The following is a 24,776-nucleotide window of genomic DNA, read 5'->3' on the forward strand; positions in this document are numbered from 1 at the left end:
TCGCCCGGCTTCGCTCGGTCCGGGTACCCCCTTGGAGGAATCATGTCCGCTTTGTCTCGTAGGCGCATTCTGTTCGGCGGCGCGGCCGTCGGTGCCGGTGCCCTCCTCACCGCCTGCACGAGCAACGAACCCGACAACAGCGCGCAGGTGAACACCAACACCGACGCCAGCGCCAACCCCAACGCCGCGGCCGGCGAGAAGGTCGTCATCGGGTTCACCGCCCCGGCCGCCGACCACGGCTGGATCGCGGCGATCACCAACAACGCCAAGGCCCAGGCCGCCGCGTACCCCGACGTGGAGTTCAAGGCCGTCGAGGCCGGCGCCGACGCGGCCGCCCAGCGCGCCGCCATCTCGACCCTGGTGGCCCAGAAGCCCACCGTGATCGTGATGCTGCCGCACGACGGCAAGGAGCTCGACTCGGCCGGCCTCGAGGCCATGAAGGCCGGCATCCCGGTGATCAACCTGGACCGGGCGTTCCCGTCGCAGGCCGCCTTCCGGCTGCAGATCAAGGGCGACAACTACGGCATGGGCCTGGCCGCCGGTCACTACATCGGCGAGCAGCTCAAGGCCAAGAACGTCGCCAACCCGCTGATCGGCGAGATCCCCGGGATCGACTCGCTCGAACTGACCCAGGAGCGCAGCGCGGGCTTCAAGACCGCCCTCGCCGAGTACGGGTTCAAGGTGGCCAACCGGCGCCCGGCCGAGTTCACCGCCGACTCCGGCCAGGCCGCCGCGACCGCGCTGCTGCAGGCGCTGCCCAAGATGGACGCGCTCTGGAACCACGACGACGACCAGGGCATCGGCGTGCTGGCCGCGATCAAGCAGACCAACCGCAGCGAGTTCTTCATGGTCGGCGGGGCCGGCTCGAAGGCCGCGATCGACCAGATCAAGGCCGACAACTCGGTGCTCAAGGCGACCGTGACGTACAGCCCGTCGATGGCCTCCTCGGCCATCTCGCTGGCCCGGCTCATCGGGCAGGGCAAGGGCATGAGCGACCTGGTCGAGCTGCAGGTGCCCAAGGAGATCACGCTCGCCTCCGAGACGATCACCAAGGACAACGCGGACGCGTACGCCAAGCTCGGCTTCTGACCGGGCCGGGTTTTCGATAAGGAGATTCGATGTCGGAACAGCTGCGGGTCGGCATGGTCGGCTACGCGTTCATGGGGGCCGCGCACTCAACGGCGTGGCGTACCGTCAACCGCGCCTTCGACCTGCCGCTGTCGGCACGGATGACCGCGGTCAGCGGCCGCTCCCCGGAAGGGGTGGCGGCCGCCGCCGCGAAGCTCGGCTGGGACGAGCACACCACGGACTGGCGCTCGCTGATCGACCGGGACGACATCGACCTGATCGACATCTGCACGCCGGGCGACACCCACGCCGAGATTGCCCTGGCCGCGCTGGCCGCGGGCAAGCACGTTCTCTGCGAGAAGCCCCTGGCCAACACGGTGGCCGAGGCGCGAGAGATGGCCGCGGCCGCGGCCCAGGCGGCTTCCTCCGGCGTACGGGCCATGTGTGGCTTCAATTACCGCCGGGTGCCCGCCGTGGCACTCATGCGGCAGCTCGTGCGGGACGGACGGATCGGCACCATCCGGCACGTCCGCGCCCAGTACCTGCAGGACTGGATCATCGACCCGTCGTTCCCGCTGGTCTGGCGTCTGCGCAAGGAGCTGGCGGGCTCGGGGGCGCTGGGTGACATCGGCGCCCACATCATCGACCTGACCCAGTTCGTCACCGGGCAGTCGATCTCCACGGTGTCCGCGCTGACCGAGACGTTCATCAAGCAGCGGCCGCTGACCGGCGAGTCGGCCGGGCTGTCCGCCGCGGCCGACGGCAGCGGGCTGGGCGACGTCACGGTCGACGACGCGGCGCTCTTCCTGGCCAGGCTCGACGGGGGAGCTGTGGCCACGTACGAGGCGACCCGCTTCGCGACCGGCCGCAAGAACGCGCTGCGGGTCGAGCTCAACGGCTCGCTGGGCTCGCTCGCGTTCGACTTCGAGCGGCAGAACGAGCTCGAGTTCTACGACGGCGCGCTGCCCTCGGCCGAGCAGGGTTTCAGCCGGATCCTGGTCACCGAGGCCGACCACCCGTACATCGGGGCGTGGTGGCCGCCGGGTCACGGCATCGGCTACGAGCACACGTTCACCCACGAGGTGCGCGACCTGATCGAGGCGATCGCCACCGGGCAGCAGCCCACGCCGTCGTTCGCCGACGCGCTGCAGGTGCAACTGGTGCTGGACGCGGTGAGCCGCTCGGCCGAATCGGCGGAGTGGACCTCGGTCGAGCCGGCCCTGGAGCGGGTCTAACCAGGCGTCCGTCGCGGGCCGGCGAGGGACGGCGCGGTTGCGCCCCGCGCCGGTCCGGCCCGCGACGGATTACGGCCGTTGGTAGCCGCACACGTCGAACAGCCAGTGGTCGTAGTAGCCGCGCACGGACGCGCGGTCGGAATGATCGAGAGCCAGCCACTCGCGGGCCGCGTCGGCCGCCCGGCCCTGCTCCCACTCACTCTCGCTTTCGCTTTCGCCGAGGAAGCCCCACAGCAGGTAGAGGCTGGTCGCGAACTCCTCGGTCTCCAGGTGGTCGTGCAGCGCGGCCAGGATCGCGGCGGCCGGAATCGAGGGGTCGCCGGCCGCGAGCACCTCGTGCATGAGCGCGCGGATCTCGTCGAGGTAGGCCGGCGCTCGGCGCTGATCATTCACACGCTGACGATGACACGGTTACGTGGCGAAGTGATTACCGCCCTCACGCCGACGGGTGATCTGTTCAGCCGTTCACCAGGCGGGTCAGGTTGGTCAGGCTGGTGACCAGCGCCGTCGTGTAACCCAGAATCCGGCCGGCCCACTTCACCACGGCCGACGCGAGCTGCGCCGCGATCACGGGGATCGTGACAATCAGCAACGCCTCGGCGGCCCACACAATCACCCGCGCCACCAGGTCGGCGATCAGATCCCGGACGATGTCCCGGGTGAACATGACCAGGTTGCCGGCGGCCTCGGTGGACACCGCCATCGTCGACGCCAGCGACGAGAGCCCGCCCAGCGCGTCGACGTTGTTCGCCATCAGGCTCTGATAGGTCGTCGCGGCCGGGCCCGTCCAGTCGGGCACGTCGGCGGCCAGCGCGCCCTGCAGGTCGGCCGACATCGAGGCCAGCTCCCGGGCCATGTTCTCCCAGGTGGCGGCGTGCGCGGCGACCCGGTCGGGCATGCCCGCCAGCTTGTCGAGCACCTCCCGCAGCGGCTCGAAATACTCCATCGCCCAGCCCAGCCCGTTGGCCAGCAGCGTGCTGAACGGGTCGAGCACCGCCGACGCCGCCTCCAGCGCGAACGCCCCACCGGCGAGCGCCTGATCGACCCAGCTGCCACCCGCGATCGTCTGCTGCAACCCTTGGAAGCTGTCGACGAGCGACGCCCCCGACGTGCCCGGCCCGGTCGACGCGACGGCGATCAGGTTGGTCATCAGAGCCCGCCCGCCTTCCGCAGCCGGTCGGCGGCCGCGTCATCGGCGACCTCGTAATCCTGGCTCGTGCGGACCAGCGCCTCCGACGCGAGCCGCAGATTCTCCTCGACATAGGCATACAGCTCGTCCTGCTTCGCGTGCCGCGCCTCGAGGATGCCCGCCATCCACCCGCAGAGCAGCCCGTACGCCGCATCGTCGGCCACGATGGCGGAACTGGCCGACTTGACCGCCGCGAACCGCTGCTCGATCGACTCCACCTTGGCCGCATGCGCCCGGATCTGCCGGGCGTCGACCGAGAACCCGTCACTCATCGGTGACCTGCCGCTCCTTGATCAGACGCCCCGCCGTCGAATCGGGCCCCAGCGTCTCGTCGATGATCTCGCGCGTGACCCGGGCCGCCTTACCCCGCGCGATGCCGAGCGCCCCCATGACCGCCCGGCTCACAGCCTCGGGCGGCACCCGCTGAATCCGCTCACTGAACTCGACGGCGAGCAACACACCACTGGAATCGATGGTCACCTCGACGAGCCCATTGCCGTCGGCGGCGGTGAACTTCGCCTGCCCCAGCCGCTCACTCATCACCTGAGCGGCCGCCGCGGCCCGATCCACCCGCCCCTTCCAATCCCGCAAATATTCACGAGAAGCATCCGGATCCAACAGCGGCTCGGTCATAGCTCCTTCTTAGCCCGCGGCGTCAATGGCTTCCCGCACCCAGCCGGCCAACTCGCGCAAAAACACCGCAGCCCCGGCATCGGTCGGATCGTGGTCCAAATCCCAGCCGCCGTTGACCGCGACCAGGCGGAACAGGGTGCCGCTGGGCAGCTCGGCGGTCAGGAGTGACTCGACTGCGGCCAGCTCTTGCCGCAGGAAGTGCGTGTTGCGCCGGGCGGTCCTCGCGAGCCCGTTCCGGATCTCGTCGATGCCGTCGGAGTCTTCGACATAACCCTGCAGCAGCGACCGCACCTTTTCCAGATCCGAGCGTGCCTCCCGCTCGGCTAGCCGTGCGCGCAGGGGCTCCGGAATGTCCATGAACCTCACCGTAGTAGGCCGACGGGGAATGCGGTGACCACGAACGCGTGGGGCGGGTCCGAATCCGAGACGCTGATCTGGATGCGCACCCGGCTGGCCTCCATGTAAACCGCCTCACGGGGGCCGCCGCCGTCCAGCCCGCCGTTGAAGAATCCCTCACCGACTCGGTGGCCCGCGTGATACTCCGCGCGGTGCTCGCCGTCCATTGCCAAGTCGCTGCGGATCGCGTTCCAGTTCTGATGGATGTAGGCGTTCACCTCGTCACTCATGACCTTGTCGCTGTCCCATCGGAAGGACTGCGTCGCCCGATTGCCCCAGCCGAAGTCTTTGTAGATGCGGCCCTCGATCGTTTGCACTCCCGGTTCTCGCCGGAGCGGTACCTGATGCCCGTGCTTCGCGACGGTGTGGGCATCCGGATTGTCGTCATCGTTCCGGACGAAATCGATTACTGGCGGAGCGTCGCCGAGGTCGTCGTAGATTTTCTGAAATCCGGCCAAGGTGATGTCATCGTCGGACAGCGGCGGTGAGGACGCGGTGCCCTGCTCGACCGGCCGGGCGTTCTCACCCGTGCGCACCCGCCCGTCAATGGCCGCCTCACCGATCATGCGTTGCTGGCCGGCGGCGCTTCCGTCGTCGCCCGCCCCGGGTGAACGTGGCGGCGGTCCGTCGTTGTCGGGCGGCTTGCTTCCGCCGCCGCTCACGCCCGGGTCGGGCGGCTCGGACGAATCCCCGGAGCCGTGGCTTCTCGGTCGCGACGTCACCCGGATCAGTCCGTTCGTTGCAGGTCAGCGGGCAGGCCCCGGAGCGTAACAACAGACGGCAATCGATCCCCGCGGAGTCATTCATTGTGGATCGCGAAGTCGCGCATTACCGCGATCCCGGAAAGAGCGCCCAAGATTGGTGCAAAGCGCGGATCGAAATGCACGTGACCTGCGACTGAGGTCACAGTTGGTCAGGGCAATCGACCGTTCGGCGAGAAAAGGGTCACACCTGTGATGTGGCGGTTCAGAGATCAAATTCGTAGGCTGTTGCGGGACGGCGGACGTCTTTTGTGAGAGGGCTGAGAACACTGGTTGCCGCGGAATGCGCGAAGGCATGATCGTCGCCGATGTTCCGCTTGATCGGGTTGTCTCGATTGATGGCGTGAGTGTCGACGAGCTCGCGTGCACGATGGCGAGCAGCCCCGACGACCTCGCGCCGATCGTGACCCGTGTGCCGGAGGGCTGTGTCACGCCGGGAGCGTTCGCCGAAGCCGCAGTGGCCGATCTCGAACGAGCGGCCGTCGAGCTGCTGCCGGCCTGGCTTCCCGGCGCGAGCATTGCCCGCCCCGATGTCGGTGGCCTCGCCGCGGCCCGCCTGCTCGCGGAAGAGATGGCCGGTGAGAACCGCTTTCCCCGCACGTTCCTGACCGACCTCGCCACCCTCGCGCTGACCGGTCGCCGGCCGCGAGCGACGCCACCCTTGCGTGTCCGTGCCCGGCAGCTGGCCCGCCTGGTGGCCGAGGCGTTCGGCCGGCGCCGCACGGTTCTGCTCGTCGACGATCCCGACGACCGGGAGTCGGTGATCGCCGGTGCCGAGTGGCTGGTGCACAACGGTGGCCCGGCCGTGTGGCTGCTCGGCACCACCGACGACCGCGTTCCCGTCGTCCGGGCCTCGATCGTCGCGCCGGCCCGCAGCGTTGCTGCTCGGGGGCGGCCGCATCCCGCGAGTGCTGCCGAGACGGCGCTCGAGGCCGCGCTCGCCGCGGAGGCGTGGGCGGGCGGCCGCCGCTGGAATCAGGACTACCGCACGAACGAGCTCACCCCGCCCGTACGGCTGGATCTGCTCTGGCCTGACGAAAGGTGCGTGGTCGAGATCGACGGGCCCGAGCACTGTCACCCCGTGCGGTTCGAGGCGGATCGGCGCCGGGACGTGCGACTGCAGCTGGACGGTTATGCCGTTCTTCGGTTCACCAATGCCCGCATCACCCATGACCTCGGCGCTGTGGTTCATCAGATCGGCACGTATGTGCGGGCCCGGCGCCGTGACCACGCGGAAGGACACCAGCATGGCCGGCGATGACCTGACCCCTTCGGAGGCCGCGATTCTCGTGGTGCTGATGGTCGAGGCGCGCGAGGTGCTCAATACCGAACTGCGGGAGCGGTACGGGCTTGACGTGCGCAAGCCGTCCCGTGACAAGCTGGCGCGGCTGCACTACGTCTCGAACCGCAAGAGTGGCCGCACCACCGCGCTGCAGCTCGACGACAAGGGCTGGGTGCGGATGCAGAGCGACTTCGACTTCAAGGCGCGCGGGGCCACGGCGCTCGGGGCCGCGCTGACCGCCCTGCACACCCACCTGCGGGACCGGATCGTCGAGCGCAGCGGTGCGGCCAACCTGACCGAGCTCTTCGCCCGTACGGAGATGCGCGCCCCAGCTGGGCTGAGTCCGCGTACGGACATGCGCGCCCCGGCGGGGCTGGGTCCGCGGGTTTTGGCCGCCGTCCGGGCGCTCGCCGAGAAGCCGGGCGACTGGGTGGGCCTGCGCCGGTTGCGGCCGTTCTTCGCCGACGTCCCGCGTGACGAGCTGGACGAGGCCTTGCGGCAGCTCAGCGATCGCGGTGCCGTCACGATCGTGCCCGAGTCGAACCAGAGGACCCTCACCGCGGCCGACCACGAGGCCGCGTTGCGGCTCGGCGGGCAGGAGAATCACCTGCTGGCGGTCGGGGTGTGATGAACGAGGAGCAGCGGGCGGCGCTCAAGTCGCTGCGCTTCAACTGGGCGCCGGTGCCCGACGACATCTGGCGGCCGCTGCCGTTCCACGTCGACGGCCTGCACGTGCCGGTGCTGCGCGAGATCTCGGACGGCTACGCCGAGGCCGAGCGGAGCCGCGACGCCAGCCCGATCGGCCTGGTCGTGCAGGGCCAGCGCGGCTCCGGCAAGACCCACCTGCTGGGCTGGGTGCGGCAGCAGGTGCAGGCCCGCGAGGGTTACTTCTTCCTGGTCAGCCTGCTCGACGCGGGCAGCTTCTGGGACAGCGTGCTGGCCGCGATGCTCGACGGCCTGGCCCGTCCCGTGCCGGGCACCGGCCAGACCCAGCTCACCCAGCTGCTGCGCCGGCTGTCGGCGATGGTCGGGGCGCCCCGCAAGTCCCGGCGCGCGGTCATGGGCGACACCGACCTGACCCGGGCCGACCTGGACGCGTTCATCGAGGGGCTGGGCGCCTTCGACCGGCAGGTGGCGCGGTCGAGCCAGGAGACGGCGCGGGCCCTGGCCCTGGCCGCCTCCGAGGAGGTCGCCCACCGCGACTTGGCCGAGAACTACTTCATCTCGGGCGAGGAGAACGTGCCCGGGGAGCGGCACGCGTGGGGGATGCGCCGGGCACCGCGGTCGGCGCAGCTGATCGTGCAGGACCTGTCGTGGCTGCTCGCGCTGACCGGCCCGGCGGTGATCGCGATCGACCAGGTCGACACGCTGATCGCCCAGGTCGCCGTGCAGAGCGACCCGGCGCTGGCCGCGGCGGCCGTCGTCGACCCCGAGCAGGCGCTGATGCTGGCCCGGATGGCCGACGGGCTGATGACGCTGCGCCAGATCACCCGGCGCACGCTGACCGTGCTGGCCTGCATCCCGAACTCGTGGACGATCGTCTCGACGGCCGCGGCCGACACGGTGGCCGACCGGTTCCGCCTGACGCCGCACCTGCAGCGGATCAACGACGACGACCTGGCCCGGGCGATCGTCGAGAAGCGGTTCGGGCCGCGCTATCAGGAGATCGGCTTCACTCCGCCCTTCGCCACGTGGCCGGTCGCGCCGCAGGCCTTCGCGCAGGCCGGGCGGTACACGCCGCGGCAGCTGCTCAAGGAGATCGACCAGCACGTCCGGGCCTGCATCGACGACGACGAGGTGCGGTTGCTGGAACGGCTCGGGGCCGCGGTGTCCTCCGAGCGTCGGCCGCCGAAGCCGCCGACGGGTGCCGAGGATTTCGATGCCCGGTTCGACGAGCTGCGCAAGGCGGCCGAGGTGCTCGCCCCGCTGGCCCGCGACACCGAGGACAGGGTGGTGCCGCCGCTGCTGGCGGCCGGGCTCACGGCGTGGATCCTCGAGCGCGGCGAGGCGGGCGAGGCGTTCAATGTGGACCCGCCGCCGAGCAACGACCCGCCGCTGCACGCGCGGCTGCGGCTCACCCTGAACGAGCAGACCGAGGATCAGGCGCACTGGAGTTTTCGCGCCATCAGCGACGAGCACCATCACAGCGCGGCCCTGTCGCGCATCCGCAAGGCGTCGATGGCGGCGGCCGTGGATGCCGGTACGCCCAAGCGCCGGCTCTTCCTGTTGCGCAACGGGAAATGGGCGGCGGGGGAGCGTACGCGGGCCGCGGTCTTGAAGTTGGAGCAGGAGGGCGGCATGACCTTGCCGCTCAGCGAGGACGACCTGCGGACGTTGTCGGCGCTGCAGGTGATGCTGACCGAGACCACTATGGACCTGCAGGGCTGGCTGATCGAGCGGCGTCCGGCCCACGGGCTCGCGTTCCTGCGGCAGGCCCTGGGTGAGGTGCAGCCCAAGACCCATCCCGTACGGGTTGAGCCCGAGCCCGCGCAGGCCAAGACGGATCCCGTACGGGTTGAGCCCGAGCCCGCGCAGGCCGGGCCCCCGCACGTCGAGTCCACGAGCGCCGGGCCGGCTTTTGTGATCGGTCACGGTTATGAGGACGGCGGGCCCGTTTGCCTGCCGCTCGAGGCGCTGCGCAAACACGCGACGATCTTCGCCGGCTCCGGTTCGGGCAAGACCGTGCTGATCCGGCGCATCGTCGAGGAGTGCGCGCTGCAGGGCGTCTCGGCGATCGTGCTCGACCCGAACAATGACCTGGCCCGGCTGGGCGAGCCCTGGCCCGAGCAGCCCGCCGCCTGGCGACCCGGCGACGACGTCAAGGCCGCCGACTATCTGGCCGGCACCGACGTCGTCGTCTGGACGCCGCGGCGCGCCGCCGGTCGGCCGCTCAGCTTCCAGCCGCTGCCCGACTTCCGCGGCGTACGGGATGATCCGGACGAGTTCGCCGAGGCGGTGGAGGCCGCGGTGGCCTCGCTCGCCCCGCGGGCCGGAGTCACCGCGAAAACGACGAAGGCGCAGCTCGGGCTGGCCGTGTTGCGGACCGCGGTCGAGCATTACGGCCGGCGTGGCGGCCGCCGCCTCAAGGGGCTCATCGACACGCTGGGTGACCTGCCGGACGGGCTGATCGACATCGACGGCGCCGACAAGATCGGGCTGGGGCTGGCCCACACCCTGACCGCGGCCATGGTCAACGACCCGCTCTTCGGCGGCGACGGCACCCCGATGGACCCGGGGCGGCTGCTCACCCCGAAGCCGGGCAAGCGGGCCCGGATCTCGGTGATCAGCCTGGTCGGCCTGCCCTCGGACGACGCCCGGCAGAGCTTCGTCAACCAGCTGCAGATGGCGCTGTTCGCGTGGATCAAGAAGAACCCGGCCGGCGACCGCCCGCTGCTGGGGCTGCTGATCATGGATGAGGCGCAGACGTTCGCCCCGTCCGGCGCGATGACCGCCTGCACGCAGAGCACGCTCGCGCTGGCCGCGCAGGCCCGCAAGTACGGCCTGGGGCTGGTCTTCGCCACTCAGGCGCCCAAGGGCCTGCACAACCGGATCCCGGGCAACGCCGCCACCCAGATGTACGGCCTGATGAACAGCCCGATCCAGATCGAGGCGGCCCGCGACATGGCCAAGGCGAAGGGCGGCGACGTCCCCGACATCTCGCGGCTGACGACGGGCGAGTTCTATCTGGCGGCCGAGGGGGCGGCACCCCGCAAGATCCGTACGCCATTGTCGCTGACCCATCATCCGCGCAGCCCGCTGACCGTCGAGGAGGTCGTCGCGCGCGCCCGCGGCTGAACCGTCCAGGATCGTCGCGCGCGCCCGCGGCTTGAAGTGATCAGGATTCGAGAAGCGGCCGCGACCAGGGTTTTCCTAGGCTCGGGGCATGAGCGAGAACTTCACCAGCGAGGAACGCGCGGCCATGAAGGAGCGGGCCCAGGAGGTTCGCAAGGGCCGCACCACGAAGGGCAAGGACCAGGAGCCGGCCGTGCTCGAGAAGATCGCCGAGATGGCGGGCGAGGACCGGGCCATCGCCGAGCGTGTGCACGCGATCGTCAAGGAGGTCGCGCCCGAGCTGCTGCCGCGCCTGTGGTACGGCATGCCGGCGTACGGGAAAGGGGGTAAGGCGACCGTGTTCTTCCAGGCCAAGGTCAAGTTCAAGGTCCGGTACGCCACCCTCGGCTTCAGCGAGGACGCGCAGCTCGACGAGGGCGCGATGTGGCCGACCGCGTTCGCCGTCACGGCCCTCACCCCCGAGGTCGAGGAGCGCATTGCCGGCCTGGTGAAGCGGGCCGCCGGATAACATCGGGGCCGTGAGTGATCAGAACGGCTGGCTCAAGCTCCTCGGTGAGAACCCGGACCACTCGCAGTGGTACATCGACCGGTTCCGCAAGATGGCCGAGGCCGGGGCCGACCTGCACGGCGAGGCGCGCCTGGTCGACGCGATGGTGCCCCGCGGCGCGCGGATCCTGGACGCCGGGTGCGGCACGGGCCGCGTCGGGGGCTATCTCGCCGCGGCCGGCCACGACGTCGTCGGCGTCGACCTCGACCCGAAGCTGATCGAGGCGGCCCGCGCCGATCACCCGGCCGCCGAGTGGCTGGTCGGCGACCTGAGCGAGCTCGACCTGCCCGGCCGGTTCGACCTGATCGTCTGCGCCGGCAACGTGGTGACCTTCGTGGCGCCCAGCACCCGCGTCGAGATTCTCCGCCAGGCTGGGCGCCATCTGGGCGATGGTGCCCGTTTTGTCGTCGGCTTCGGCGCCGGGCGCGACTACGCGTTCGACGACTTCCTGGCCGACGCGGCCGCCGCCGGGCTGACCCCCGACCTGCTCCTGGGCACGTGGGATCTGCGCCCCTTCACGCCGGAATCGGACTTCCTCGTCGCCGTTCTGCGCGCCGCCCTGTAACACCCCGGAAAAATCCCCACCGTTCAAACGGTTGCCCGAACCGTGTGCTGCGTCATAGTCTCCACTCGTTCAAACGATTGAACAGATCGTTGAGTGAGCGAACGAGAGCGAGCACACCGTGGCGTTTGACCTCCTGACCCAGCTCGGCGGAGACGAGCCCATGGCCGCCGTCTTCTCGCAGGAGCGGGCCGTCGCCGACTGGCTGCGGGTCGAGGCCGAGCTCGGCCGGGCGCTGGCCACGGCCGGGGTCGTCGACGCGGCCACCGGCGAGCGCATCGCCCAGGCCTGCCGCCTCGACGTGATCGACCTGCCCCGGCTGTGGGCCGAGTCGGCCAACGTCGGCTATCCGATCTTTCCGCTCGTTCGGATGATCTGCGAGGCGCTCGACGACGGCGATGCCGCGTTCGTCCACTACGGCGCGACCACGCAAGACATCATGGACTGTGCTCTCGCCCTGCAGGTCCGCGACGCCGCGAGCCGCCTGCTCGACCAGGTCGGCGTCGTCGGCGACGGGCTGGCGCGGCTGGTCGAGGAGCACGCCGGCACCGTGATGGCCGGCCGCACCCACGCCCAGCAGGCCGTGCCGACCACGTTCGGCGCCAAGATGGCCGTCTTCCTGGGCGAGCTGACCCGGCACCGGGCCCGCCTGACCGCGGCCCGGGACGCCGTCTCCGTCGTCTCGCTGTTCGGCGCGGGCGGCACCTCGGCGGCCCTCGGGGACACCGCCGATGCCGTACGGACCGATCTCGCGGCCCGCCTGGGGCTGCGCGACACCGTCGCGTCGTGGCACGTCGCCCGCGACCGGATCGGCGAGCTCACCCAGTCGGCCGCCCTGGCCGCGGCCACCTGCGTGCGGCTCGGGCGCGAGGTCGTCGACCTGTCCCGCACCGAGGTCGGCGAGATCGCCGAGGCCGACGGGATGTATCGCGGCGCCTCCTCAACGATGCCGCAGAAGGCCAACCCGATCTCGTCCGAGCTGGCCGTCGGGTTCGGCGTGATGGCCGAGGCCAACGCGCAGGCCGTGCTGCGGGCCCTGGAGGCCGGGCACGAGCGCGCCGCGGGGGAGTGGCAGGTCGAGTGGCAGGCCGTGCCGGCCACGCTGACCGCCGTCGCGGGCGCGCTGCGGGCCGCCGCCGCCATCGCGAACGGGCTGCGGGTCTTCCCCGAGCGGATGGCGGCCAACCTCGAGGCCGACGGGGGCCGGCTGATGGCCGAGGCCTACATGATCGCCCTGGCCGCCACCCTGGGCCGGGACAAAGCACACGAGCTGGTGTACGGCGCGGTTCGCGACTCCCGGTCCGAGGGGTCCTCACTGCGAGACGCCGTGCGCGCCAAGGTCGGGGACGTCACCTGGTCCACGATCGCGGACACCCTTCCCGAGCCGTCGGCCTATGTCGGCTCCGCCCGCCGAGTCTGCGACGCCGCCCTGTCCGAGTGGCGCGCCTGAATCCCTCCCTCTCTCCGTCCCAACAGGAGCATCCATGAATCTCACCCGGAGCCTGGCCGTCACCGTCGGCCTCGGCCTGCTTTTGACCGGCGCCGCCGCCTGCGACACCGAGTCCCCGTCCGAGTCGACCGCGGCCGGCGCGTCGGCCGCGCCCAAGCAGCTCACCTTCGGGCTGGCCAACCAGCAGGAGTCGGTGACCTTCCCGGCCGCGCTGGCCAAGGGGGCCAAGGCCAAGGCCGACGAGCTCGGCATCAAGCTGGTCGCGCTCGACTCGCAGGGCGACCAGCAGAAGCAGGCCAGCCAGATGCAGGACCTGATCGCGCAGAAGGTCGACGGCATCATTCTCGTGCCGCTGGCCCCCGGCCCCGGCCAGGCGCTGGTCGACCAGGCCGCCAACGCGAACATCCCGGTCGGCACCGCGCACGGTTACGTCGGCTCGGACCGCGCGGTCGACAACCCGTACGAGAAATTGAAGTTCATCGTGACCGAGAACGAGCAGGGCGCGGGGCAGACCGCCGGTGACCTGGCGGTCAAGGAGGTCAGCGGGGGCAAGGTGGCCGTGATCACGGGCGCGCCCGGCTTCGACGAGAACACCACGCGCGTCGAGAAGTTCAAGGCCGCGCTCGACGCCAAGGGCGGCTTCCAGGTCGTCGCGACGCAGCCGGGCAACTGGACCAAGCAGGACGGGCAGTCGGCCTGCCAGAACATCCTGGCCGCCACGCCCGACCTGGCCCTGATCTACGCGATCAGCGACGACATGGCGGTCGGCTGCGCGGCCGCGGTCAAGTCGGCCAACTCCAAAGCGAAGATCATCGGCGTCGGCGGCTCCGCGGCCGGCATCGCGGGTGTCAAGGACGGCACCCTGCTCGGCACGGTCTGCTACAAGCCGTACGACTCGGGCGAGATGGCCGTCCAGATGCTGCACGACGCCGTGACCGGCAAGCTGTCGGGCGCGCCGAAGACCACCTTCTACGACACCCCGGGAGTGACGAAGGCCAACGTCGACTCCTGCACCCCGCAATGGTGACGACCGCACCCGTGCTCGCCGTTCGTGACGTCGAGAAGACGTACACGAGCGGCACCCGGGCCCTGCGCGGCGTCTCGATGCGGGTGCTCCCGGGAACGGTCCACGGCTTGATCGGCGCCAACGGCGCCGGCAAGTCCACCCTGATCAAGATCCTGTCCGGCTGGCAGCAGGCCAGCGCGGGCACGGTCGAGTGGAAGGGCGAGCCGGTCGACTGGTCGCGACCCGGCCAGGCGCTCGAGGCCGGCATGGCCGCCGTGCACCAGCACACCCCGCTGGTCGACGCCATGACCGTGGTCGAGAACGTGTTCCTCGGCCGGCGCGAGACCAAGCGATGGGACGCCCCCGCCCGCCGCGCCGAGCTGCTGGCGCTCTGCGAGCGGGTCGGCTACGAGCTCAACCCGGACGAGCTGGTCTCCGAGCTCTCGGTGGGCGCCCGCCAGATGGTGGCGATCCTGCAGGCGCTGGCCCGCGACCCGGACGTGGTGCTGCTCGACGAGCCGACCGCGGCGCTGTCGCCGGCCGAGCGCGAGGTGCTGTTCCGCTCGGTGCGGCGGCTGCGCGACTCCGGAACGACGTTCGTCTACACGTCGCACTTCCTCGACGAGGTGATGGCGCTGACCGACCACCTGACCGTGCTGCGGGACGGTCTCGTGGTGGTCGATTCGCCGACCGCCGACGTGACAGTGGAAAGCCTGGTCACCGCGATCGTCGGGAAGCGGCTGGCCCGGCTCGAAGCGTCTGCGCCTTTACAACGGTCGCTTGGCCGGCCTGTGCTTCAAGTGCGCGAGCTCGCCTCTTCCGGACATTTCGGACCTATTGACTTGACCGTGCACGAGGGTGAGGTCGTCGGACTGGCTGGGTTGCTGGGCAGCGGGCGCACCGAGCTGCTGGAGGCGATCTACCGCGCGGATCCGGCTTCTTCCGGCGAGGTGCGGGTCGACGACCATTTGGTGCGGCACTCGCCCCGGGCCGCCGTCCGCGCGGGACTGGCTCTCGTCCCCGAGGACCGGGCGCGGCAGGGCTTCATCCGGGACTGGGAGATCTGGCGCAACATCTCGCTGCCCTACCTGAGCGGCATGTCGTGGCGACGGATGCTGCCCGCACTTTTCCGCGAGCGTGCGCTCGCGGAGCAGGCCGTCGACGACCTGGGCATCGTGGCCGGCTCGACCGACTCGCCGGTGGGGGAGCTGTCGGGCGGCAACGCGCAGAAGGTCGTGTTCGCCAAATGGGTGTACGGGCCGGCCCGGGTGCTGCTGCTCGACGAGCCCTCGGCCGGCGTCGACGTGGGCGCCAAGGCCGACATCCTGCAGCTCGTACGGCGGCTGGCCGACGACGGGCGCGGGGTGCTCATGGTGTCCAGCGAGTTCGAGGAACTGCTCACCGCCTGCGACCGGATCCTCGTCATCCGGCGCGGCGAGATCGTCGCCGACCTGCGGGTCGCCGACACCGATTTGCACGAGGTCACGGCGCTCGCCAGTGGCTTGAAAGAGGGGCAACCAGCATGAGTTCTTCGTGGCGGCGCTCGCTCGCGCCCCGGGCGGCCGGAGTCGTGTACGCGTTCATCGCGCTCGTCGCGATCCTGACCATCACGTCGGCCGCGCAGGGGCGCCCGAGCTACCTGAGCAGCGTCAACCTGAGCAACATCCTCGACCAGTCGGCGCTCATCGCGATCCTGGCCATCTTCATGACGGTCGTGCTGATCACCGGCAACTTCGACCTGTCGGTGGCCTCCACGGCGGCGCTCGCGGGCACTGTGGCGTTGAAGACCATCGACTCGTACGGGCCGGTGGTGGCTCTGCTGGCCGCCCTGATCACCGGGGCTCTGGTCGGTTTGGTCAACGCGGTGCTCGTACAGAAGCTCGGGGTCAACGCCTTCATCGTCACGCTCGGCACACTGACCGCGGTGCGAGGCGTGGTGCAGGCGATCCTCGACGGGCAGAGCATCACCGCCAAGGACACGACGCTGCTCGACCTCGCGACCGCCCGCTGGACCCTGCCGATCGCCGTGGCCGTCGTGATCGGCGTGCTGCTGATCGCCGGCGCCCTCCTGCTGATCCGGCGCGGCAAGTCGATCGTGGCGACGGCCGGCCTGTGGTTCGCCGGCCTGGCCCTGATCCTGCTGGCCGTGTTCCGCCCGCTGATGCTGACCCAGACCGCACCCGTCTGGATCATGCTGGTGCTCGCCGTCCTGACCGCGCTGGTGCTGCGCTTCACGGTGGTCGGCCGCAACCTGTACGCCGTGGGCGGCAACCCGGAGGCGGCGCGCCTGTCCGGCATCGCCGTCGACCGCTACAAGATGGTGGCCTTCGTGGTGAACGGCACCGTGGCGGCGATGGTCGGCGTGCTCTACGCGGGCCGCTTCAACTCCGTCGACCCCACAGTCCTGACCGGCGGCGAACTGACCGTCATCGCGGCCGCGGTGCTGGGCGGAACCTCCCTCTTCGGCGGTTCGGGTTACGTCGCGAAGTCGGTCGTGGGCACGCTGATTCTGTTCACGCTGAGCAACGGGTTCAACGTGCTGAACATCGGCTCCAACTACCAGAACGTGGTGCAGGGGACCGTGCTGGTGGCTGCGGCTTCGCTCTACACGGCTACCAGTGGTCGGGAGCGTCGGCGGTTCCGGTTGGCTCTGCGGCGGGGGAAGGGCGATCCGCCGGCGTCGACGCAGCCGTCGGAAAAGGTGCTGGTCGAACACTGAACGAGGCCCGGCGACGGGCAGTGAACGAGGCCCGGCAGCAACGGCGCTGCCGGGCTTCCCTGTGCATAGGTTTCGGGCGCTGTGGACAACTCGGGGCTCCGGCTTGACAAGGGCGTAAGTTCGGGGCTGTCTTTCTTCCCTGGGTGGGCGGGGGAGGCGGTGGCTGCTCCGCGATCTTGCAACAGCCATGGACGGGCATCGCTACCTTCGTGGTGGTGGCAGACCCCACCGAACGGCCGAGCCGATGACCGGCCGTCCTCTGCCCGACATGGCGGGAGCGCAGCGGCGGTGGGAGGCCTGGTTCGACGCCTTCACCAGGATTCGTGACGCCTGGCCCGTACGGGTTGAAGCGTTGTGCCCGGACGGGGATGGCGGGCGGTTGCACATCACGTACACGGGAAGCTCGGAAAGCAGAATCGGCTTCGCGACGCTGTGGTGCGACGTGGCACGCGACGGTATTTTTCTGCCCCGGGTCGGCATTCCGGAGGGCGCCGAGATGCTGGCCTTCGACGCGACGCCCGAGGAGCGCGCGGCCGTCATGCCGGAGATTCGGCTCATCCCCACGGACCCGTACGACGGTTAGGATCCGGCATGCTGCGGATTGAGCAGGTGGATCTCGGAGAGCTGGCGGCCGCGCTCGAGGATTGATTCCCGTACGGGTGCGCTTGGGCCCTGGACGTCGGATGGCGGCATCGACGGCGAAAGCCCCGTCGACCTGGACGATTTGGATCCTGCCCTGATTCTGGTCGATCCGGTGCCGTCCCACGCGGCTCGGCACACGGTGGACTGGCTGATGGACAGCGGGCTGGTCGACGAGGAACAGGCCGTCGCCTTCGGGAGCGGGCACCCCGATCCCGCCGTTCCCTGACTTTTTGTTATCGGAGGACGGGCGGCCCGTCTCCCCATCCGGCGATCAAGAACTGGGTGAGGAGCGACCTGTGTCGAACTCGACGGACGTGCCGCAGTCGCGTCATCGGCGGCGGCCCAAGCGGGCGCTGGCCGTCGTCTGCGCGGGCGTGGCTGTGGTCGCGGTCGCGGCGGCCGGTGTGTCGCTGGCGGGCAGCAAGGGCGAGAGCGAGCCCGCCGGCGACGTGCTTGTCGCGGGAACAGCGGCCCCGACCCCGCCGCCGACTTCCGCCGCCGCCGTGCCGACTCCGGCTGCTCGGACCTCCACGTCGCCCGCCGCGAGACCCGCCAAGACAACGGCCGCCGCCACCGCCCCGGCCCCTCGCGGCGGCTGGATCCCGGTCGACCGGGCCGCCTGGCAGAAGCAGGTCAACGCCTACAAGGCGCGCAAGGTCGACCCCGTGCCGTCCGGCGTCGGCGACCTCCCCGAGTTCCGCGCCGACTGCCAATACAGCCATCGCCGGGCCGACGACCCGATCGTCTTTCCGGGGCTGGCGGGCGCTTCGCACATGCATTCGTTCGTCGGCAACAAGGCCGTCGACGCGGACACCACCGCCGGTGACCTGATGAAGTTCACCGCGACCACCTGCAAGCCCGTGCTCGACCATTCGGCGTACTGGGTCCCGACTCTTTATGACAACGCGACGAAGAAGCCGGTCGAAACCACGGGCTTCCGCGTCTATTACCGCTCGCTGCGCAAGAGCTCGTCGGACGTGATGCCGATGCCGAACGGCCTGCGCATGATCGCCGGCGACGCCAAGAAGAAGGTGCCGACGCCGCGCGGGGCGCAGGGGCAGTTCTATTGCGCCTTCTACGGCCCCGGCGACCTCGACGGCATCGCCCGCAGCACGAACGGCAACTGGCCCATCTGCGGCGAGCCGGCCACGCTGCATTTCATGATGCAGTTCCCGGACTGCTGGGACGGCAAAAACCTGGACAGCCCCAACCACAAGGATCACGTCAAGTACGGCGACGAGCAGGGTTGCCCGGCGAGCCATCCCGTACGCATCCCGGCCATCACCTTCGACATCCAGTACGGGGCCAAGGGCACGAAGGCCGGCTATTACCTGTCCTCGGATCCGCAGGGCAAAAGCGCCTCCTCCATGCACGGCGACGCCTTCGTGATGTGGGACGCCGACGCCATGAACAAGCGCACCAAGAACTGCATCGCCGAACGTAAGACCTGCGACAACAACGGCTACTACCGCTAGTTGCCGAGTGACTATAGTCATGGAGCATGAGTGACAGGGTCCTGTTCGTCCACGACACCAGCTTCCGGCTGACCGAGGGGAACCTGACCCAGGCGGCAGTGCATCGAGCCCTGGTCGCGGACGACGCCCGCAACGGCCGGATCGTCGCGGACGTCGCGGCCGCGCTGGACCGCGGCCGGAACTGCCTCGTGCTCACCCGCTGGGTCGCCCACGTGGCGATCCTGGCCGCACAGCTGACGACCCGCGGGCACCATGCCCTGTCGCTGCGCGGAGGCATGGGCGCCGCCGACCGGAACGCCGCAACGGACCGGCTCGCGAGGGTCGCGGCGGGCGACGGGTTGCTCGCCGTCGGCACCACGTCGTTCGTCGGCCTGGACTTCGACGCACCCGCCCTCGACACGCTGTTCCTGGCCGGCCCGATCGCCTTCGAGGGCCTGTTGGTCCAGTGCGCCCGTCGAGTGCTCCGCCCGGCGCCCGGCAAGCACGTCTGCGAGGTGCACGACTACCACGACCCGGCGATCCCGAACCTGGCCGCCGCCCTGCGTTGCCGCAGGTCCGGATATCGCGCGCTGGGCTTCCGGGAGGTCGCTAGCCGGGACCCGCGGTGAAGACCGCGACCCGGCTGTCGACGTTGACGACGTGGCCGCCGCCCAGCCTGGCCGCGGGTTCGGACCACGAGACGTGACCACACAGGGCGAGGCCAGGTGCGCGCGGCTTGAGCAGGGCGATATCGCGACCCAGGGCGCCGACCTGCTCGGTCGTCACCTCGTCGTGGCTGCCGGCCACCCCGAAGACCATCGGACAGCCCGCGGCCACGAACGCCAACCACATATCGCCGACCGGGCCCGACGCCCCGCGGCTGTCGGCCTCGGGCGCCGAATGCAGATCACCGGTCAGCAGCACTCCGACCCGGTCCGGGGGCGGCAACAGGCCGTCGTCTGCCCAGACACCCAGGTAGTCGGCGACGGCTATGCCCAACAACCCGGGCCGGCCGCCGAGTGGTGACACGGCGATTCCTTGCAGGTCGCCGGCCGCGACAATCGCGTCGTAGCCTCCGGGCAGAGCATCCACCCGAAATCGCTCGACCGCCAGCCGCGCGCCCTCGGTCCCGCCACCCGGCGCGGCGGCCCGGTAAGAGATCGTCGCCAGCCGCTGCGGGCGGTCGGCGCGCAGCCGCATCATCGATCAGTCCAGCTCGCGTCGCCGCAGAAACGTGGCGGCATCGGGTCGTCCGACATACGCGGTGTCGTCGGTGAAATCCTGCGCCTCGGAGAAGCTGCGTGGTGTGCGGTCGCCGCCGCGGCGGGAGCTTCTGCGGCGGCCGGTCATGGCGGCCGCCGCCGAGGGGTTTGCGTCATCGACTCTCCGATTCGCGACTTGGCGCAGGGGTCGGTCGTCGGCTCAGGGTATCGATCGGTGTCACACCGCGGCTTGCGGCGGCATTGCGGGGAGGTCGTTGATTTCTTGACTGTTTCGCGGTCGGCGGCATAGGGTCGGTCAAACGATTGAACGAGCCTAGGTGGACGGCATGCGGGTTGACCTCGACGGGCGGGCTGCGCTCGTCACCGGGGGTGGGGGCGGCCTCGGCAAAGCCGTGGCTCAGGCCCTCCTGAAGGGCGGCGCGACGGTCGTCATCGCCGACCTGCCGGGGGAGCGGCTCGACAAAGCGGCCTCCGAGCTCGGTGTGCCCGCCGTCGGGACCGATTTGTCCGATCCGGCGAACTGCCGGGATGTGGTCGGGGCAGCCGTGGCCAAGGCCGGCCGGGAGCTGAGCATTCTGGTCAACGCGGTCGGCATCATGAAGACGAGGCCGCCCGCCGAGATCGGTGATGCGGATTGGCAGCGGACGTTCGATGTCAATCTGACCGGAGTTTTTCACACGCTCCGGGCCGCGGCTCAGCGAATGAAGGAAAACGGCGGCGGCAGCATCGTGACGCTCAGTTCGGTCGCCGGGCGGTCCGGGCGGCCCGACGCGATGGATTACGCCGCCAGCAAGGCCGCCCTGCTGTCCCTGACCAAGTCGGCCGCCCTGGCGTACGGGCCCGAGGTCCGGGTCAACGCCGTCTGCCCGGGCGTTTTCCTCACCGACATGTGGTCGGGCATTCTCGCCGACCGGGATCGGGAGTTCGGGCCGGGCGCCGGGCGGCAATACCTCGACGACGTCGGCCGGCGCACCCCGCTGGGCCGGGTCGGCGACCCCGATGAGCTCGCCAACGCGGTCGCGTTCCTGGTGAGCGACCTCGCCTCGTTCGTCACGGGCCAGGCGCTCAACGTCGACGGCGGACTGGAGATGGATTGATGCACCGCGCTCGCAACCAACAGGAGCCGCACATGAGTCAAGAACTGGCCGATCTGCACGCCATGTGGCGGATCCGCGTGCTGGAGGAGACGATCCTGCGGCTGCGGCTCGACGGTGACGTCGTCGGTTCCGTGCACCTCGAGAACGGGCAGGAGGCGATCGCGGTCGGGGCGTGCCGCCGGTTGCGCAAGCAGGACGCCGTCTTCAGCACCTATCGCGGCCACGGCTGGGCGCTGGCCCGTGGCGTCCCGCCCGAAAAGATCCTCGCCGAGCTGCTCTATCGCCGCACCGGGGTGAACGGCGGCCGCGGTGGGTCGGCGCATTTCTCGGCCCCGGAGTACGGCTTCTACGGCGAGAACTCGATCGTCGGCGCCGGTGCCCCGATCGCGGTCGGCGCGGCGCTCGCGGCCAAGTTCGACGGCAGCGGCCGCGTCGCGCTCACCGTCTTCGGCGACGGCGCGATGAACCAGGGCGGTGTGACCGAGGCGATGAACCTGGCCGCGGCCATGGATTTGCCGGTCGTCTTCGTCTGCGAGAACAACAAGTATTCCGAGCTCACCCCGATCAACGACATGGTCCGCAACCCCGACCTGTCGGCGCGGGCGCACGCGCTGGGCATCCCGGCCGTCCGCATCGACGGCAACGACCCGGCCGAGGTGGCGGCGGCGGTCGGGCTGGCCGTCACCACCGCCGAGCACGGGCGCGGGCCGACCTTCATCGAGGCGGCGACGCGGCGGATCACCGGGCACTACATCGGCGACGCGCAGACGTATCGGCCGGCCGGCGAGCTCGAGGCCGACGAGAAGAACGAGCCCCTCGTACGGCTGGGCCAGAAGCTGGGCGAGGCGCAAGCCCAAAAGGCCGAGCAGCGCGCCCGCGACGAGATCGCCGCCGCCACCGAGCGTGCGCTGGCCGCACCCTTGACCGACCCGTCCACTGCCCGGGAGCACCTGTATGTCTGAGACGGCCAAGCTCACGTACGGCGGAGCGATCAACGCGGCGCTCGCCCGCAGCCTCGACCAGATGCCCGAGACGCTGCTGTTCGGCGAGGACGTGGCGCTGCCGGGCGGGGTGTTCGGCGTGACCCGGGGGCTGCGGAAGGCGTACGGGGAAAGGGTTTTCGACACCCCGATCTCGGAGACCGCGATGCTCGGGGCGGCGGTCGGGGCCGCGATTATGGGGCGGCGGCCGATCGTCGAGATCATGTGGGCCGACTTCATGCTCGTCGCGTTCGACCAGATCGTGAACCAGGCGGCCAACGTGCGCTACGTGTCGGAGGGCCGGCTGTCGGCGCCGATGACCATCCGCACCCAGCAGGGCAACGCGCCCGGCGCCTGCGCGCAGCATTCGCAAAACCTCGAGGCCCTGCTGCTGCACGTGCCCGGCATCCGCGTGGCCATGCCGGTGCAGGCGCAGGACGCGTACGACCTCACCCTGTCCGCGGTGGCCTGCGACGACCCGGTCGTCGTGATCGAGAACCGCACGCTGTACGCCGGGGCCAAGGCCGAGGTGCAGATCGGCGGTCAGATCGCCCCGATCGGCGGGCACCGGCTGCGCCGCGCGGGCGACGACATCACCGTGGTCACCTGGGGTGCGATCACCTCGTCGGTCGAGGCCGCGGTCGACGCCACGGGGGTCAGCGCCGACGTGATCGAGGCCGTCTGGCTCAACCCGTTCGACACCGAGGCCGTGCTGGCCAGCGTCCGCCGCACGGGCCGGCTGCTGGTCGTGCACGAGGCCAACCTGACCGGCGGTTTCGGGGCCGAGGTGGTCGCCCGAGTCACGGAGTCGGGCGTGCCGCTGAAGACCCCGCCGAAAAGGGTCGGCGCGAAGGACTCCCGCATCCCGGCCGCAGTCCAGCTCGCCCGCGAGGTGCTGCCGCAGACCGACGAGATCGCCGCCGCGCTGAAAGCGATGACGAGGTGAAAGGCGTCTGGCATTTCAGCTTCACGGTGGCCGACATCGACCGCTCGGTGACGTTCTATCGCGACCTGCTCGGCTTCGAACTCGTGCACCAGCAGGAGCAGAACAACGACTACACCCGCCGGCTGGTCGGCTATGACGACGCCGATCTGCGCATCGCTCAGCTCCGCGTGCCCGGCCAGCCCCGCGGTCTGTCGACCCACGATCTCGAGCTGGTCGAATACCGTACGCCGCGCGGCGAGCCGTTCGGCCCCGGCACCCGGCACCGCCCCGGCGCCGCGCACCTGGCGATGTGTGTGGAGGACGCGCTCGCCGAGCACGCGCGGCTCGTTGATAATGGCGTGCGGTTCGTGAGCCCGCCGCAAGAGATCACCGCGGGCGTCAACCGGGGTGGGTACACGTGCTACTTCACCGACCCGGACGACATCACGCTCGAATTGGTGCAACCACCGGACAGGGGAGCAGGGGGATGAAGACGCGTCGCGTGACGCTCGTGGACGTCGCGCGGCTGGCGGGCGTCGACAAAGCCATCGTCTCGCGCGTGGTGAACGCCGACCCCAGCCTGGTCATCCGGCCCGACACGCGCGAGCGGGTGCTCGAGGCGATCAGCAACCTGGGCTACCGGCCCAATGTGGCCGCCCGCAGCCTGCGCACGGCCAAGGCGGGCACGCTCGGGCTGGTCATCCCCGACTTCGCCAACCCGGTCTACGCCGAGATCATCACCGGGGCCGAGAGCGCCGCGCTGGCCAAGGGGCACGTGCTGGTGACCGGTTCGTCGACCGGCGCGCATTCGAGCATGGACCGCTATCTCGACCTGCTCGGCCAGGGCCGGGTCGACGGCCTGATGCTGGCCGGCCCGACGACGGCCGCCGAGCAGCAGAAGCTGGAAAGCCTGGGCCTGCCCTGGATGATGGTGAACCGCCGCGACACCGGCGAGCACCACCGCTACGTGATCCTCGACGACGCGCAGGCGGCCAAGCTCGCCGTCGAGCACCTGCTCGAGCTGGGCCATCGCAAGATCGTGCACGTGGCCGGCCCGTTCGGCGCCGACACCGCCCGCCGCCGTGCCACCGGTTATCGCCAGGCGATGAGAGTCCCCGACATTCCCGTACGGGCGGAGGACATCGCCCGCGGCGACTACACCCCGCGTGGTGGCGCCGAGGCCATGGCCGAGCTGCTGCGCAAGGGGGCGGAGCCGACGGCGGTCTTCGTGGCGAACGTGGCGATGGCGGTCGGTGTGCTCGACACGTTGCGGCGCGCGGATCTGCGCGTGCCCGAGGACGTGTCGGTCGTGGCCGTGCACGACCTGCCCCTGGCCGAGCATCTGGTGCCGGCGCTCACGACCGTACGGATGCCGCTGCAGGATCTCGGCGCCCGAGCCGTCGACCTGTTGCTGGCCAGCTCGCCCGAGGACGAGGTGGCCGAGGTCGTCCGCACGGCGATGGAGCTGGTCTACCGCGAGTCGACAGCGCCCCCGGCCGCGGGCTGAGAGGCGAGCGGTTCGGCCGCGCCCTCGGTCAGCGGGTGAGAGGCCAGAGCTTCCACCCGTACGTCCATGAAGCGCCACAACGGCAATGAGGCGATCGCGGCGTGCAACTCGTCGGCGTCGCGCACCGACCACACGCCCACGTTGGCCAGCCGCCCGGGCAGCCGCCACAGGTGCTCGATCGTGCCCGCCGCGACCAGCTCCCGCCCGCGCGCCGACTCCGCCGCCAGCAACCGCGCACGCTCGTCGTCGCTCAGGCCGGCCGGAAACGTCGTGGTCAGCCGGACGAGGAACTTCATCGCGCGAGCAAT

At 70.4% G+C, this 24,776-nt stretch carries 28 protein-coding genes; 20 read left to right on the forward strand and 8 right to left on the reverse strand.

From position 1 onward, the window contains the following. The first annotated feature begins 42 nt into the window (after positions 1 to 42). Positions 43 to 1,089 carry a substrate-binding domain-containing protein gene (locus JKJ07_RS18050; RefSeq protein ID WP_202992758.1) on the forward strand — a complete coding sequence of 349 codons (1,047 nt, stop codon included), beginning with the start codon at positions 43 to 45 and terminating at the stop codon, positions 1,087 to 1,089. 29 nt (positions 1,090 to 1,118) lie between these two features. Next, positions 1,119 to 2,303 (forward strand): Gfo/Idh/MocA family protein, encoded by a 1,185-nt coding sequence (locus tag JKJ07_RS18055; RefSeq protein WP_202992759.1) that lies wholly within the window; start codon positions 1,119 to 1,121, stop codon positions 2,301 to 2,303. Positions 2,304 to 2,372: 69 nt separating this feature from the next. Here JKJ07_RS18055 and JKJ07_RS18060 read toward each other — a convergent pair whose 3' ends face one another. The 6 genes from JKJ07_RS18060 to JKJ07_RS18085 all read right to left on the reverse strand — a co-directional run bounded on the left by JKJ07_RS18060 (position 2,373) and on the right by JKJ07_RS18085 (position 5,243). Then, entirely contained in the window at positions 2,373 to 2,696 is a 324-nt protein-coding gene (locus tag JKJ07_RS18060; RefSeq protein WP_202992760.1) for a hypothetical protein, read from the reverse strand. A gap of 64 nt (positions 2,697 to 2,760) precedes the next feature. Continuing rightward, the gene (locus JKJ07_RS18065; RefSeq protein ID WP_202992761.1) at positions 2,761 to 3,453 is read right to left on the reverse strand and encodes a WXG100 family type VII secretion target; all 693 of its coding nucleotides are present in this window, start codon (positions 3,451 to 3,453) and stop codon (positions 2,761 to 2,763) included. Next, positions 3,453 to 3,764 (reverse strand): type VII secretion target, encoded by a 312-nt coding sequence (locus tag JKJ07_RS18070; RefSeq protein ID WP_202992762.1) that lies wholly within the window; start codon positions 3,762 to 3,764, stop codon positions 3,453 to 3,455. The genes JKJ07_RS18065 and JKJ07_RS18070 overlap by 1 nt, the downstream gene beginning before the upstream one ends. After that, complete coding sequence (locus JKJ07_RS18075; RefSeq protein WP_202992763.1) at positions 3,757 to 4,125, reverse strand: YbaB/EbfC family nucleoid-associated protein; 369 nt, start codon at positions 4,123 to 4,125, stop codon at positions 3,757 to 3,759. The genes JKJ07_RS18070 and JKJ07_RS18075 overlap by 8 nt, the downstream gene beginning before the upstream one ends. A gap of 9 nt (positions 4,126 to 4,134) precedes the next feature. After that, positions 4,135 to 4,482 carry a hypothetical protein gene (locus JKJ07_RS18080; protein ID WP_202992764.1) on the reverse strand — a complete coding sequence of 116 codons (348 nt, stop codon included), beginning with the start codon at positions 4,480 to 4,482 and terminating at the stop codon, positions 4,135 to 4,137. Positions 4,483 to 4,487: 5 nt separating this feature from the next. After that, positions 4,488 to 5,243 carry a hypothetical protein gene (locus tag JKJ07_RS18085; RefSeq protein WP_202992765.1) on the reverse strand — a complete coding sequence of 252 codons (756 nt, stop codon included), beginning with the start codon at positions 5,241 to 5,243 and terminating at the stop codon, positions 4,488 to 4,490. Between the two features lie 382 nt (positions 5,244 to 5,625). On the opposite strand from JKJ07_RS18085, the gene JKJ07_RS18090 reads away from it, so the two are divergent. From JKJ07_RS18090 to JKJ07_RS18150, 13 genes are all read left to right on the forward strand, one after another. After that, on the forward strand, positions 5,626 to 6,543 hold the full coding sequence (locus JKJ07_RS18090; protein ID WP_307834314.1) for a DUF559 domain-containing protein: 918 nt from the start codon (positions 5,626 to 5,628) through the stop codon (positions 6,541 to 6,543). Then, positions 6,530 to 7,192, forward strand: coding sequence for a hypothetical protein (locus tag JKJ07_RS18095; protein WP_202992766.1), 663 nt, complete (start codon positions 6,530 to 6,532; stop codon positions 7,190 to 7,192). Before JKJ07_RS18090 ends, JKJ07_RS18095 begins: the two co-directional genes overlap by 14 nt. Beyond that, a complete protein-coding gene (locus tag JKJ07_RS18100; RefSeq protein ID WP_202992767.1) occupies positions 7,192 to 10,359 on the forward strand; it encodes a helicase HerA domain-containing protein in 3,168 nt (1,055 codons plus the stop codon). Before JKJ07_RS18095 ends, JKJ07_RS18100 begins: the two co-directional genes overlap by 1 nt. 88 nt (positions 10,360 to 10,447) lie before the next feature. Beyond that, positions 10,448 to 10,864 carry an iron chaperone gene (locus JKJ07_RS18105; protein ID WP_202992768.1) on the forward strand — a complete coding sequence of 139 codons (417 nt, stop codon included), beginning with the start codon at positions 10,448 to 10,450 and terminating at the stop codon, positions 10,862 to 10,864. Positions 10,865 to 10,874: 10 nt separating this feature from the next. Then, a complete protein-coding gene (locus JKJ07_RS18110; protein WP_438871417.1) occupies positions 10,875 to 11,468 on the forward strand; it encodes a class I SAM-dependent methyltransferase in 594 nt (197 codons plus the stop codon). 118 nt (positions 11,469 to 11,586) lie between these two features. Beyond that, positions 11,587 to 12,915 carry a lyase family protein gene (locus tag JKJ07_RS18115; RefSeq protein WP_202992769.1) on the forward strand — a complete coding sequence of 443 codons (1,329 nt, stop codon included), beginning with the start codon at positions 11,587 to 11,589 and terminating at the stop codon, positions 12,913 to 12,915. A gap of 34 nt (positions 12,916 to 12,949) precedes the next feature. Next, a complete protein-coding gene (locus tag JKJ07_RS18120; protein ID WP_202992770.1) occupies positions 12,950 to 13,942 on the forward strand; it encodes a sugar ABC transporter substrate-binding protein in 993 nt (330 codons plus the stop codon). Then, entirely contained in the window at positions 13,939 to 15,447 is a 1,509-nt protein-coding gene (locus JKJ07_RS18125; protein ID WP_202992771.1) for a sugar ABC transporter ATP-binding protein, read from the forward strand. The genes JKJ07_RS18120 and JKJ07_RS18125 overlap by 4 nt, the downstream gene beginning before the upstream one ends. Then, the gene (locus JKJ07_RS18130) at positions 15,444 to 16,640 is read left to right on the forward strand and encodes an ABC transporter permease (protein ID WP_202992772.1); all 1,197 of its coding nucleotides are present in this window, start codon (positions 15,444 to 15,446) and stop codon (positions 16,638 to 16,640) included. The genes JKJ07_RS18125 and JKJ07_RS18130 overlap by 4 nt, the downstream gene beginning before the upstream one ends. Before the next feature lie 244 nt (positions 16,641 to 16,884). Then, entirely contained in the window at positions 16,885 to 17,223 is a 339-nt protein-coding gene (locus JKJ07_RS18135; RefSeq protein ID WP_202992773.1) for a hypothetical protein, read from the forward strand. An 18-nt stretch (positions 17,224 to 17,241) separates the two neighbouring features. Continuing rightward, complete coding sequence (locus tag JKJ07_RS18140; RefSeq protein WP_202992774.1) at positions 17,242 to 17,508, forward strand: hypothetical protein; 267 nt, start codon at positions 17,242 to 17,244, stop codon at positions 17,506 to 17,508. A 70-nt stretch (positions 17,509 to 17,578) separates the two neighbouring features. Continuing rightward, a complete protein-coding gene (locus JKJ07_RS51145) occupies positions 17,579 to 18,757 on the forward strand; it encodes a DUF1996 domain-containing protein (protein ID WP_202992775.1) in 1,179 nt (392 codons plus the stop codon). A 26-nt stretch (positions 18,758 to 18,783) separates the two neighbouring features. Next, on the forward strand, positions 18,784 to 19,365 hold the full coding sequence (locus JKJ07_RS18150) for a DEAD/DEAH box helicase (protein ID WP_202992776.1): 582 nt from the start codon (positions 18,784 to 18,786) through the stop codon (positions 19,363 to 19,365). Here the strand turns inward: JKJ07_RS18150 and JKJ07_RS18155 are convergent. Continuing rightward, entirely contained in the window at positions 19,346 to 19,939 is a 594-nt protein-coding gene (locus JKJ07_RS18155) for a hypothetical protein (protein ID WP_236029306.1), read from the reverse strand. The genes JKJ07_RS18150 and JKJ07_RS18155 overlap by 20 nt on opposite strands. A gap of 346 nt (positions 19,940 to 20,285) precedes the next feature. Between JKJ07_RS18155 and JKJ07_RS18160 the strand changes: the two genes are divergently transcribed. The 5 genes from JKJ07_RS18160 to JKJ07_RS18180 are packed head-to-tail and all read left to right on the forward strand — an operon-like array spanning position 20,286 to position 24,468. Beyond that, on the forward strand, positions 20,286 to 21,056 hold the full coding sequence (locus tag JKJ07_RS18160) for an SDR family NAD(P)-dependent oxidoreductase (RefSeq protein WP_202992777.1): 771 nt from the start codon (positions 20,286 to 20,288) through the stop codon (positions 21,054 to 21,056). Between the two features lie 32 nt (positions 21,057 to 21,088). Further along, the gene (locus JKJ07_RS18165) at positions 21,089 to 22,018 is read left to right on the forward strand and encodes a thiamine pyrophosphate-dependent dehydrogenase E1 component subunit alpha (protein WP_202992778.1); all 930 of its coding nucleotides are present in this window, start codon (positions 21,089 to 21,091) and stop codon (positions 22,016 to 22,018) included. After that, positions 22,011 to 22,982: an alpha-ketoacid dehydrogenase subunit beta gene (locus tag JKJ07_RS18170; protein ID WP_202992779.1), complete on the forward strand. Its 972-nt coding sequence runs from the start codon at positions 22,011 to 22,013 to the stop codon at positions 22,980 to 22,982. Before JKJ07_RS18165 ends, JKJ07_RS18170 begins: the two co-directional genes overlap by 8 nt. Next, positions 22,979 to 23,452, forward strand: a complete 474-nt coding sequence (locus JKJ07_RS18175; protein ID WP_202992780.1) for a VOC family protein — start codon at positions 22,979 to 22,981, stop codon at positions 23,450 to 23,452. The genes JKJ07_RS18170 and JKJ07_RS18175 overlap by 4 nt, the downstream gene beginning before the upstream one ends. Continuing rightward, positions 23,449 to 24,468: a LacI family DNA-binding transcriptional regulator gene (locus JKJ07_RS18180; RefSeq protein WP_202992781.1), complete on the forward strand. Its 1,020-nt coding sequence runs from the start codon at positions 23,449 to 23,451 to the stop codon at positions 24,466 to 24,468. The genes JKJ07_RS18175 and JKJ07_RS18180 overlap by 4 nt, the downstream gene beginning before the upstream one ends. Here JKJ07_RS18180 and JKJ07_RS18185 read toward each other — a convergent pair. After that, positions 24,432 to 24,764 (reverse strand): muconolactone Delta-isomerase, encoded by a 333-nt coding sequence (locus JKJ07_RS18185; protein ID WP_202992782.1) that lies wholly within the window; start codon positions 24,762 to 24,764, stop codon positions 24,432 to 24,434. The genes JKJ07_RS18180 and JKJ07_RS18185 overlap by 37 nt on opposite strands. Positions 24,765 to 24,776: the final 12 nt, after the last annotated feature.

The sequence above is a fragment of the Paractinoplanes lichenicola genome, assembly GCF_016785085.1.
Lineage (GTDB): Bacteria > Actinomycetota > Actinomycetes > Mycobacteriales > Micromonosporaceae > Actinoplanes > Actinoplanes lichenicola.